Source organism: Mesonia aestuariivivens (assembly GCF_019311235.1).
Lineage (GTDB): Bacteria > Bacteroidota > Bacteroidia > Flavobacteriales > Flavobacteriaceae > Mesonia > Mesonia aestuariivivens.
Genome location: NZ_JAHWDF010000009.1, coordinates 1 through 12,300 on the forward strand (window position 1 = coordinate 1; position 12,300 = coordinate 12,300).

Here is a 12,300-nt window from a genome sequence, read left to right on the forward strand (position 1 = left end):
AGAAGTATAATAACTAATCGTAAAGTTAGCAGGGTTTTGGCCATTATAAATAACTGATTCGTTTTCAGTTAAATTAAAAATAGTTTCTCCATCGTTATCTTCATCACATCCTTCTATGGCTGGAGGAGACCCGATAGTTGTTTCTGCTACAATTAGATTAAAAGTTGCAACAGAGTAACAATTAACACTGTTAGAATTTTCTATTCTAACATAAACAGGAAACGTTCCTTCTTCATCTACTGTATAATTACTAATAGAAGTACCTCTATTTTCTGCACTAGATAAATCTTCATAATAAGTAATATCAAACAAACTAGCATCTTGATTTCCTAATACTAGATCATAATTATCTGCCAAATTAAATTCTACCGTACCCGCATCTGTAGGAAGACAATTCTGTAGATCTAACAAATCAATATTACTAACTACTGGAGTTTGAAATATGGTAAAACAAACATCTTCTTCAAATTTGCAGCCAAAATCGTCTTCCATATTGAAAGTATAACAATGTTCTCCTACAGGTAAATTCAAAATTATTTCATTTCCGTCTTCAAAACCATCCCAATATTGCCTAACAATTTCAGGTTTAAATCTTGTTTCTGCAGGAAGAATATCTGGAGCAAAATTAAGCCCCCACTCAAAGATAAAACCATCATCATTAAGTAAATTATCGGTAACCGTAATACACCATTCGCCATTTAGTTCTGTACCTATTAAATCTGAAAAATCTCCAATCGGCAAATAATCTCCAGAAGGAAGAGATTGCCCAGTACCCAAAAAAGAATCTACCATAGTAGCAGTAGCTGACTCAGAAAAGAAATAATCGTAACCCACACCAGGTATACCATCATCATTACCATTATCTATAGGCTCTCCAAAATGATTACCATCCCCTGCAGCAGAAAATAAAATAATTTGATTTCCATTAGGCGCTGTAATGGTTATATCTAAATCTTCAGTATATGAATGTTCTATATTTAAATAAACATTTAAAAGATCTGCTGCGCTTTGTAATGTTTCTCCATCATCAAAAGCTTCTACGGTAATACAAGTTTCATAAGATTCACCACTACCATCAGGCAAATAAGTTTCTCCTGTAACGGGTGGTGCTACAGGTCTAAAATATTCTATGGGCTCTATACTCCCTGTAAGGGTAACAAAATCGTCTGAGCAAAAAGACCCGCTTACTTCTGAATTATATTCTGGCTCATCTGCAATTTGCATTTTAATCTCTACAGTACCTCCTGGGCAATTTTGAGCATCTTTAGCCGTAAATGTCACAAAATAAGCTCCTGGTTCATTATAAGTAACACTAGCGGTTTGCCCCTCTACAATTTCCCCATTATCAAAATCCCATCTATAGATTGCATTATCATCAAACCCGTTAGAAAATGTTGCAGATCCTTCAAAATCTATAGGCTCACCTAAGCAACCACCATACACATCATTACCCAAAGCATCATCAGGAAGATTTTCTGCTGTTGTAGATATTATACTCGCTACAACATCTTGACACTCTGGTCTGCATGAAATTTCTGCACTCCAGCCAGGTAAAGGAGAAAAACCACCACCAGGAACCCACTCTACGGTCAAGCAACCTGAATCATTAGTAATAGAAGCACTAACAAGTAAGGGAGAAAAACTTCCCGTATAACTACCTATCTGAGGAGAATTTGTAGAATCTCCATCATATATTATTAAAAAATCTTGATCATCAGTAATTAAAAAATCAGTAAAATTTAGCTCAATAACCTCATCATCGTTATCAGGACAAAAAGTTATGACCCCTGGAGCACTTTGCCCATAATTTCCATCTGAACCCCCAGTATCATAAAAATTACCCGCGCATTGAGACACAGAAGAAGACTCTCCCATAATAACATCCTGTGGGAATGTTAAAAGTGGAGCTAATAATAATATAATTAAAAGTATATTTTTTTTCATAATTTATTTTTTCTGTTGAACTAACATATAATATTCTGTACCATCAATTGCGTATGCACTCTTAACTCCTGGTACTTTATAATTAATATTAAATAAAAATGGATTAAACTTTTTTGGATCAAAATTTTCAGCATAGGGGTATTTAGAAATTGATATTGTAGAAAGCTTATTGAAACGAGCCACATGTGCTTTAGTTGCTTTTACAATTTTAACTCTATGAATATTATTTTTGCATACTTGCATTTTCATTTTATCCTCAATAATTGATTTGGCTTTAGTTTTTCCATAAGCATCAATTAAAAGAGTAGTTATTTGAGAATCATCAACATCTGTAACGTAAGATTTTGTAGACTGTGCAGAAACCACACAATTTAACAAAATAAACAATAAAAAAGACAAAGGTTTAAAAGCTTTCATTTGAGGTTTATTTGAGGTTTTATTATTAACAAAATAACGAAAAACTAAAATGATTATTTAACTTTTTATTAAATAAATGTCATTAAATATAGTTCTGCGTCGTTATTAGAACAAAGAGAAACTATATTCTCCTACCATACTATTCAATTTTAACATTTTTACTCAAGAATAGTTACTTTATCAAACTAAAATTGCTTTTAAAGGATTTATTAATAGTTGTTCCATCTGGTAGTAATTCTATATATTTTATAAGAAACCAATAATCATTAGAAGGCATAGCTTTACCATTATAGTTGCCATCCCAGCCGTTAGCATTAGGAGAAATGCTTTTTAAAAGCTTTCCAAATCTATCGAATATTAAAATTTTTGCATTGCTATTATTTTGCTGAAAACCCTTTATATTCCAAGTATCATTAATCCCATCTTCATTAGGAGTAAAAAATTTAGGGTAATCTATAAATGTTGTTGTTTTAAAACTGCTCCCACAACCTTCGGTATGCCTTCCTGTTATTATAAATTGCCCTCCACCTTTAACCTCAAAATTTATCGTGCTTTGGGTTAAATTTACTACTTTCCAATCTTTATTATTTATACTAAATTCATAAGTACCAATACCTGAAATGTTTTTAATAGTTATAAGGTGTTTTTCTCCAAGGTTAAGGTTACTTCTTTCTATTTCAAAGCTTGGAGGTTCATCGCTATACGCGTCTATCTGAAAACTACTAATAGCATAACAATCGGTAAAAAATTGATCTTCTACCCTCACCCAAATTTCTTGCGGAAGCGAAATTGTATTTTCAAAATTCTCTGGAGAAGTTATCGGTGCACTAGCATTTATAGCTTGATTTTCTGTAAGATGATAAGAAACTCGATAGCCAACCCCTAGGTTTAATAATGCAATAGAATCATTTTTAGTAAGGTTATAAATCACTTTACCGTCTTTATTTCCGTCACACTTATAAAAATCAATTAAATTATCACCTACAGCGATACCCTCAATTTTAATGGTTTTAGTAAGATTTTGTCCAGCGGAACAAGTTACATTTCCATTTAAATCTTCCACAAAAGTATTGGTTACTTTAATAGTTGTTGTACCATTTATAAACACATTAGCAATGCTGTTTCCCGATGCATCGAGTTGAATTTGCTGAATATTACCACTATTAATTTGATACTCCACAAAAGCATTTTCAGACCCTGTAAATGCAATTTCTACTTCTTTGGGTGCACATATAGAATTTTCTGAAATGCTAATAGCTACATCTTCAATCTGATTTACGATAATATTAAATTCACTTATATTAGTACATTGAGTAGTGTTACTAGTCACTTTTGCATAGACTGTTTTTACATTTTGTGTAGAGCTGTAATTATCTGGTAATAAATTTTGGTTATCTGTGGCGTCTGCTAAGCTTTCATAAAATTCTACTACATTATTAGCTGTATCAGAATTTACGGTAGTTCTTAAACTTCCTAAGTCAAAATTTGCTATTCCTGTATCGCTACATTTTTCTATATTTTGAACTAAATTTGCTGCGGGTGGTTCTGGAAATGCCCCTGTTCCTTCAGAAGCTGTTCCTGTCCAATTCATTTGAAACCCACCATTACCCACTGGCCTATCTACAACTATATAATAATATTCGCCAGCTAAAACATCTATCCATTCTACATAACCGTCTCCAACTGCTCCTGGGCCTTCAAAAAATTCTGAGTTTGCATTACCTATACCTGTATAATTACTGCTTAAATTTGCAGCAAGAGGATTTGTTGTAGAACAACGAATAGGAGTACTGAAATTTAAACAATCTTCATTTGATCCATAAACCCAAAAATCATAATCTACAGAAATATCTGTATTATTAGGAATCAAATCAAAGCCTAAAGTTCCGCTTTGCACAATATCTACTCTTATCCAAATTGAATTATGTTCTTCACTACTACAACCTGAAACTTCTTGAACTCCCGCACCACTAGCGTTAGAGCTAAAATTTCCGTTACCACAAATAACAATAGCGTTCACACAATCGTTAGGTTGTTGAGCCATAAGTTGAAAATGAATAACTAGAAAAATAAAAATTAAGCAATACCTCATAATGAATTAAAAATAAATAGTCAGCTTAAATAGCTGACTATTTTATGATTACAAATCTTTTTTATGTATTATTCTTTTTTAACAATAATAAATTCAGATCTTCTGTTTTTTGCATCTTGTTCGTCGGTACAATCTACCCCACAATCTATTTTAGGCTCTGTGCTTCCCAAGCCCTGAGCACTTAGTCTTTCTTTTGCAATTCCCTTAGAAATTAAATATTGAACCGTAGCTTGTGCACGTTCATTCGACAACTGTTTATTATAGGAAGCGCTACCTTTAGAATCGGTATGCGATTTTACTAAAATATTCATTTTTGGGTACTTTTGCATCACTCGAACTAGTTTATCTAATTCTTTCGCTCCTTGCTGGGTGATAAAGCTTTTATCGAATTCAAAATAAATATTATCGAGTTTCACTTCGGTTTCTGTAATTTCTACTTCTTCCGGAGTTAGAAGGATCTCTTTTTTATTTATGCCATCTACCGGTTGAGCAATTGTGACCATTTTTGTCTCGTAACCTGGTTGTGTGATTTCTAACTGGTAAGCTTGTTCACAAGAAACTTCAAATATTGCTTCTCCCCTAGTATTGGTTGAAGTCGAAGTAATCTTATTTGCTTGTTCATCTAATATAGCTACCTCAGCATTAGCTATTAAAGTTTTGGTTTTTTCATCTTTAATTAAGTTGAAAAGTTCTGCTTTGCAAATTCCTTTAGCGATATATAATTGATCAATACCATCACGGTTGGAAGCGAAATAACCATTTTTATTATCTAAATCCATACTAAACGAGAAATCGTCTTTTGCAGTATTTATTGGTGCTCCCATATTCTCCGCTTTCTCTCCGTTTTCCAGATCGAAACTAAATACATCAAAACCGCCTAATCCTTGTTTTCCGTTAGTAGAAAAATACAATACGTTCTCTCTTACAGAAGGAAAACCTTCTTTAGCTGGTGTATTAATTTTATCTCCTAAATTTTCTGGTTTACCTAAAGAATTTTCAGAAAATGAAACTTTCCATAAATCGGTATCTCCTAAACCGCCTGGCATATCTGAAGCAAAATATAAAGTTTTACCATCGTCACTTAAAGCGGGATGCGTAACCGAATATGCTGAACTATTTATCGAAAGTGGTTTCACATACTGCCACTCTCCATTTACTTTTTTAGCTAAATACAAACCTTGTTGAGCAATTTTGGTTCTTCCTTTACCTTTTTTATACAAACCTTGTTCGTGACCATCTTTAGAAAAAACCATTAATTTACCATCTTTACTAATGGTTACAGGACCATCGTGATGATTGGTATTTAAATTTTCTATGGGTTCTGGTTCTGCAGTACCGTTTTGGTCGACTTTAAAAATATCTAAAAAGGGTTGGTTAGACCATTTGTCTTTTTTATTACTTTTATTTCTAGTACTCACAAAATAAAGTTCATCACCTACAGAAACTGGACCAAAATCGGTAAACTCTTTACTGCTGTACGTAAGTTTTTCTACCGTAAATTTTGCTTCATCTGAAGATAACTTAGGAATGTAATTTGGGTTTTTTAAGTGTGTTATGGCTCTTGAATCATTTGGTTTTAAGGCCGCAAATTCATCTAATTGCTTATTTGCTTCTTCATACTTGCCTTGCGATTTTAGAGTTTGTGCATAATTATAATAAGTTTCTGCATCTTGTTTTTTTTGTACCGCTTTGCTATACCAAGTTGAAGCTTCTTTTATATTAAAAATTTTATAATAACTATCACCTAAACGTTTATAAACATAACCATTAGCTTTCCCTTTACCTACTAATTCTAGGTATTCATCTATTGCATCTACAAATTGGTAGTTAGCAAAAAGTTGGTCTGCTTTTTCAGTGTTTTTATTTTGTGCAAATAAAAAACTACTAAAAAATAAGCTTATTAAAATTAAGTATTTTTTAATCATGGGTTGAGTTGGTTTTGCAATAAGGCTGACAATTTAGTAAAGTTTTTTTAGATAATTTCTATCTTGTAAAAATTCAACTAAATAAGATTGCTTTTTACATCTTCTATATTACTAAGTTTGCAATAACTAAAATCATGTTATGAAGCCTATTCATATTCTTTTACTCATTGGTTTGTACTTTGCGGTATTAATGCTTATTTCTTACTTTACTGGTAAAAATGATAGCAATGCTGCTTTTTTTAAGGCCGAAGGAAAATCACCTTGGTATGTCGTAGCTTTCGGCATGGTGGGAGCTTCTTTATCTGGAGTAACTTTTATATCGGTACCAGGTTGGGTTCGCGATGCAGAGTTTAGCTATATGCAGGTAGTTTTAGGATATTTAGTTGGTTATTTTGTAATTGCTTTTATACTACTACCTATTTATTACAGCTTAAACGTAACATCTATTTATCAATACCTAAAGCAACGTTTTGGCAATGTAAGTTACAAAACAGGAGCTTTCTTTTTCTTTATTTCTAGAGTGCTAGGTGCTTCATTTAGATTATTTTTAGTAGCAACTGTACTTCAATATTTCGTGTTTGATGCTTGGGAAATTCCTTACTGGTTTACTGTGATTGTTTCCATTTTATTAATTTGGATTTACACTTCGCGAGGTGGAATTAAAACTATTGTTTGGACAGACACACTGCAAACACTTTTTATGTTAGCATCGGTCATTATTGCGATAATTTTTATTACAAATGAATTAGAATGGTCATTCTCCGATTTTTTTACCGCTCCAGAATTAAATAGGTATACAAGTACTTTTCATTTTGAAAGCATTTTAGATAAAAACTATTTCTTTAAAGCTTTTTTTGGGGGAATGTTCATCACCATTTGCATGACAGGTTTAGATCAAGATATGATGCAGAAAAATCTTACTTGTAAAACTTTACACGATGCCAAAAAGAACATTCTCTCGTATAGTTTTGTATTTATTCCAGTAAATATTCTCTTTCTATTTTTAGGCGCATTATTGTTTATCTATGCAGAACAGCAAGGAATAGGGATACCCGTGCTTGATGGTAAAGAAAAAACAGATTTACTCTTTCCTGAAATTGCACTAAACGGAAATATGGGAATTGGGCTAGGTATAATTTTCTTGCTCGGCTTAATCGCTGCTGCCTATTCAAGTGCAGATAGTGCTTTAACTTCGCTTACCACTAGCTTTTGTGTAGATTTTTTAGCTATTGAAAAGAAAGAAGTTTCTTTACAAAAAGGTCTACGAAAACGCATTCATATCTTAATAAGCACGCTTTTAGCTGTTGTTATTATTTCATTTAAATATTTACTAGACACTAGCGTAATTGATACGCTACTAACAGTTGCCAGTTATACCTACGGACCTTTATTAGGTTTATTTAGCTTCGGTATTTTCACCAAATGGAAAATTAAAGATAAGTTGGTTTGGCTAGTTGCATTAGTTTCTGTAGCCCTAACCGCAGTAATTGGAAATTTACCTTCAGAATATTTGGGGGGGTATCAATTTAACTACGAGTTACTTATTGTAAATGGATTAATTACCTTTTTGGGCTTAGTATTGATTCGTAGAAAGTAAGACTAACGTACAAGCAACCTCTACTTGAATATTATGATTTCTTAACTTTTTATAAAAATCTGGATTTTCTGTACCTGGATTAAAAATTACTCGTTTTGGCTCTAGACTTATAATATAATCATAATAATCCACTTGCCGATTAGGATTTAAATACAAAGTCACTGTTTCAATATGCTGAAAATCTTTCATTTCAGTTTCAATTTCAACATCTCCCACTTTTCCTTTTCTTAAACCAATTGCTTTGGTAATTTGCTGTTTTTCTCGCAATCTCTTTATAGCAATATAAGAATATCGGTTAGGCTTTAAAGACGCTCCAATCACTAAAGTTTCATTTTTATTTGACTTCATTGCAACATTCAATTTTATTGTTCGTCATTAAGATAGACGATGCTATGAAAAGAATAAAAATTTTAACCAAACTTTCATAATTGAGTTAAGAAGTTAGTTATTAGAGAATAAATATGATAACTCAGCAAGTTCACAAAACATTAATCATTGATTACCAAATTGTTAAACTTAGTTAAAGAATGCAACTATTTTCACTAATCTTCGTCTATTAAAATAGAATGTTAGTTATAATTTATTTGAATTAGCCTTTAAAAAATATATCAACTAACAATATATAAATAAACCCCTAAAGCGAGAGCTAAAGGGGTTATTTTACCAGTTAATTACAGCACTCGCCCAAGTAAAGCCACTACCAAAAGCGGCTAATACTACATGATCTCCGGCTTTGATTTTACCTTGCTCCCAAGCTTCGGTTAAAGCTATTGGGATAGAAGCTGCAGTTGTATTGCCATATTTCTGAATATTATTAAAAACTTGCTCATCTGTCAACTTAAATTTTTGTTGAATAAATTGAGAAATTCTCAAGTTAGCTTGATGCGGAATTAACATGTCGATATCAGAAACTTCTAAGCCGTTATCATTTAGGCCTTCCATAATTACTTCAGAAAAACGTTTTACAGCATTTTTAAATACATATTGCCCGTTCATATAAGGAAAATATGGAATGTCTTCTTTTGGATTTTCTTCAATTAACTCAGGCACCCAATGCATGGTGCTTGGTCCTTTTAAAGAAAGTTCTAACGCGTGTTTTCCTTCTGAATGTAAGTGGGTAGATAAAATTCCTTGTCCGTTGTGGTCACTTCTGGTTAAGACGGCAGCTCCTGCTCCATCTCCAAAAATCACAGATACATTTCTCCCTCTGGTCGTCATATCTAAACCTCCAGAATGATTTTCACTACCAATGAGCAAAACGTTTTTATACATTCCTGTTTTAATGAATTGGTCGGCTACAGAAAGTCCGTAAATAAATCCGCTACATTGGTTTCTTACATCTAGAGCCGGACAAGTATTTATGTCTAACATTTCTTGCACTTGCACACCACACCCTGGAAAATAGTAATCTGGGCTTAAGGTGGCAAAAACAATTAAATCTATATCGTCTTTATCTATTTGAGCTCTTTCTAAAGCAATTTTTGCAGCCTTTACGCCCATTACCGCCGTAGAATTTCCATCACCCTTTTTGATATGTCTTCGTTCTTTAATACCTGTACGTTCGGTGATCCATTCATCATTTGTTTCCATGATTTTGGATAAATCATCATTGGTCACTATATTTTCAGGGACATAAGAACCTAAACCGGCAATTTTTGATTGATATAACATTCGTGCTTTTTTTTAATTTTGTTGAAATAAAAATAAAAGAATCTTATAATTCTTCATTAGCAATATACATATTATTAAAATTGAACATAAAAATTGCGGATAGTTATTGTATGCACGCACAGTATGAGAATTTTTCTGCTTTCAAATAAGTATTTTTAAAATTAATCTTATCTTTAAGAAAATCAAACACTTATTATGGATTTAATCAAACCTGAGATTGGTTTAATTTTTTGGCAGATTTTAAATTTTATTTTTCTTGTAGCATTCATTATTTTATTTGTCATGCTATTTAAATATCTCTATAGGAAATTGAAATAATTATAAAAAACAAAAAGCAAGCTGATAAACAACTTGCTTCTTTATAATTTATAAAATAAAATCTTACTTAAATATATTTTTTCCAATTATTTATATCCACTTTCGCCTCTAAATCGTGTAATAAATTATATAGACCGAAAAAAGTTCTATTAATATATAAAAAGTGTTTACTTCCGCGGTTACCATTCATTTTTCGAAGCTCGGTATCTTTGCTATATTTTTCACTTAACTCAGTGATCTTGTTCCAAAATGATTCATCTGAAAAATCGAAAGTTTCTCCGTGAAACGGACTCGTAAACAAGCTCAACATCTCATAAAACAATTCTGAAAAATAGTCAATTTCTTTTTCGGTATCTTCAGCTCTTAAAATTTCTAATTCTGAAAGTTTCGCCAAAAAGAAAGCACGGTTATTAATATTTTCTGGAACTGCTAATTCAAAATAAGGTTTATAAAATTCTTCAGGTACTTTTTTAATGCAACCAAAATCGATAGCGATTAGATTTCTATTTTCATCTATCAAGAAATTCCCTGGATGCGGGTCTGCATGAACTGCTTTTAATTCGTGCATCTGGAACATATAAAAATCCCATAATGCTTGACCAAGTTTATTTCCTTCTTCTTTGGTGAAATCATTTTTTACAAACTCACTTAAATGCTCGCCCTGCATCCAATCCATCGTAATGATGCGCTCGCTAGAAAGTTCTTCATAATATTTCGGGAAGCGTAAGTTTTCGATATTAGCACAAGCTTCAGAAATAAATTTACTTTGTTCAACCTCTAATTTATAATCAGTTTCTTCTAGTAACTTCCCCTCTACTTCTTTAAAATACTTTTCAGAATCTTTACCTTGTAAATTAAACATTTTAATAGCAACAGGTTTTACCATCGCCAGATCTGAACTGATACTATCGGCTACACCAGGGTATTGGATTTTCACAGCAAGTTTTCTCCCATCTTTTGTTGCTTGGTGTACCTGACCGATACTCGCAGCATTCACAGAATTTGGTGTAAACGAATCGTATAAATCTTCAGGATATGCTCCTTGATAATTTTTAAATGTTTTTCTAACCAAAGGTGCAGAAAGTGGCGGTACACTAAACTGAGCTAAACTAAACTTCTCGACATAAGCACTTGGCAATAAACTTTTCTCCATCGAGAGCATTTGCGCAACCTTAAGCGCACTTCCCTTCAGGTTTTTAAGTCCGTCGTAAATATCTTCTGCATTATCTTTATCTAGTTCGTCTCGAGTCAGCTCTTTATTAAAAGCTTTTTTTCCGTAATATTTTAAGTAGTTACCTCCTATTTTAACTCCAGTTTTCACCATTTCAGAAGTTCTACCAATTTTGCCCGTAGGTATTTTGTCTATAGATTTCATTAAGCCATTTTTTCTTTAAATAAAAACTTTCCGAAATCTAAAACGCGCTCTAATGGTGTGTTATCAAATACATCAAAAACGGTATTTACAGATTTTTCGATAGCTACATCGGTCTTTTCAAATTGTGGTGAATTATCATCCATCCAAAACTTCAATAAAAATAAGGTTTGTAGCCAAGCTGCTTCAGAAAAAATACGCTCATTGCGTTGTAATAATTTTACGTTTTTCTCTTGGTTATCTTCTTCAATTAACCCTTTAGCAAAACTCACTACGTTTTTACGCAACCCTTTAAGTTGACTCATATTTTTTAAAGGTTCACGGTGCTCTTTCAGCGTAAATAAAACGTAACTTCTATTTGCAGTTAACATTTCAAAAAATGTAAAATAGAAAGTAAGTAGCTTTTCTCTACTTGCAAATTGTTCTACTTCTGGAGATTTATGCATTAGATCAATACTCTTTTGATAAAAAGTATTCCATATCTCTTGCTGTAAACCTTCAAAACTTCCGAAAAATTGATAAAATTCTTCTTCGGTCATATTATTTTCTTTGCAAAACTTATAAACCGTTTTTGGAGTTGTTTCATTTTCTAAAACATATTCCATATAAAGCGTAATTACTCGCTCCTTAGTTAATTTTACAGTAGATTTTTTGGGTGTTGTTTTCTTCGTAGTCGCCATAATTCAATTCTTTATTCAAATTTACAACTTTGTTTAATTTATATTCAAAAAACTTAAACAAAATGTTTGTTAAATAATTTCAGTTAATAGAATACAATTTTCATACCTATTTATTTATTTAATAAACTGAATTTCAATTACTCTCTCTAGAAAATAATTTTGAAATTTATACGGAATAAATTTTATGCCGAATAATTGTTGAATGATTTCAGTTTGAAAACTTAGCTTATGAAATATTTGATAGATGACAGGCAAATCTCATTCGCTGTCAGTTTGTCATTTTG

At 32.0% G+C, this 12,300-nt stretch carries 9 protein-coding genes; 1 reads left to right on the forward strand and 8 read right to left on the reverse strand.

The features are described from left to right. The 4 genes from KW502_RS09295 to KW502_RS09310 all read right to left on the reverse strand — a co-directional run. Nucleotides 1–1,944, reverse strand: a 1,944-nt coding sequence (locus KW502_RS09295; RefSeq protein WP_219040282.1) for an FIDD domain-containing protein, incomplete at its 3' end; no start/stop codon positions are given. 3 nt (nucleotides 1,945–1,947) lie between these two features. Beyond that, the gene (locus KW502_RS09300) at nucleotides 1,948–2,361 is read right to left on the reverse strand and encodes a hypothetical protein (RefSeq protein ID WP_219040283.1); all 414 of its coding nucleotides are present in this window, start codon (nucleotides 2,359–2,361) and stop codon (nucleotides 1,948–1,950) included. Between the two features lie 172 nt (nucleotides 2,362–2,533). Continuing rightward, entirely contained in the window at nucleotides 2,534–4,405 is a 1,872-nt protein-coding gene (locus tag KW502_RS09305; RefSeq protein ID WP_219040284.1) for a T9SS type B sorting domain-containing protein, read from the reverse strand. 116 nt (nucleotides 4,406–4,521) lie between these two features. After that, nucleotides 4,522–6,378: an OmpA family protein gene (locus KW502_RS09310; protein WP_219040285.1), complete on the reverse strand. Its 1,857-nt coding sequence runs from the start codon at nucleotides 6,376–6,378 to the stop codon at nucleotides 4,522–4,524. A 139-nt stretch (nucleotides 6,379–6,517) separates the two neighbouring features. On the opposite strand from KW502_RS09310, the gene KW502_RS09315 reads away from it, so the two are divergent. Next, on the forward strand, nucleotides 6,518–7,975 hold the full coding sequence (locus tag KW502_RS09315; protein ID WP_219040286.1) for a sodium:solute symporter: 1,458 nt from the start codon (nucleotides 6,518–6,520) through the stop codon (nucleotides 7,973–7,975). On the opposite strand, the gene KW502_RS09320 is transcribed toward KW502_RS09315, so the two are convergent. The 4 genes from KW502_RS09320 to KW502_RS09335 all read right to left on the reverse strand — a co-directional run bounded on the left by KW502_RS09320 (nucleotide 7,952) and on the right by KW502_RS09335 (nucleotide 12,016). Beyond that, nucleotides 7,952–8,323 (reverse strand): CoA-binding protein, encoded by a 372-nt coding sequence (locus KW502_RS09320; RefSeq protein WP_219040287.1) that lies wholly within the window; start codon nucleotides 8,321–8,323, stop codon nucleotides 7,952–7,954. The two genes, KW502_RS09315 and KW502_RS09320, sit on opposite strands and share 24 nt — an antisense overlap. 312 nt (nucleotides 8,324–8,635) lie before the next feature. Next, nucleotides 8,636–9,646 (reverse strand): 3-oxoacyl-ACP synthase III family protein, encoded by a 1,011-nt coding sequence (locus KW502_RS09325; protein ID WP_219040288.1) that lies wholly within the window; start codon nucleotides 9,644–9,646, stop codon nucleotides 8,636–8,638. A gap of 385 nt (nucleotides 9,647–10,031) precedes the next feature. After that, a complete protein-coding gene (locus tag KW502_RS09330) occupies nucleotides 10,032–11,339 on the reverse strand; it encodes an ABC1 kinase family protein (protein ID WP_219040289.1) in 1,308 nt (435 codons plus the stop codon). Continuing rightward, a complete protein-coding gene (locus tag KW502_RS09335) occupies nucleotides 11,339–12,016 on the reverse strand; it encodes a TetR family transcriptional regulator C-terminal domain-containing protein (protein ID WP_219040290.1) in 678 nt (225 codons plus the stop codon). Before KW502_RS09335 ends, KW502_RS09330 begins: the two co-directional genes overlap by 1 nt. Between the last annotated feature and the right edge of the window lie 284 nt (nucleotides 12,017–12,300).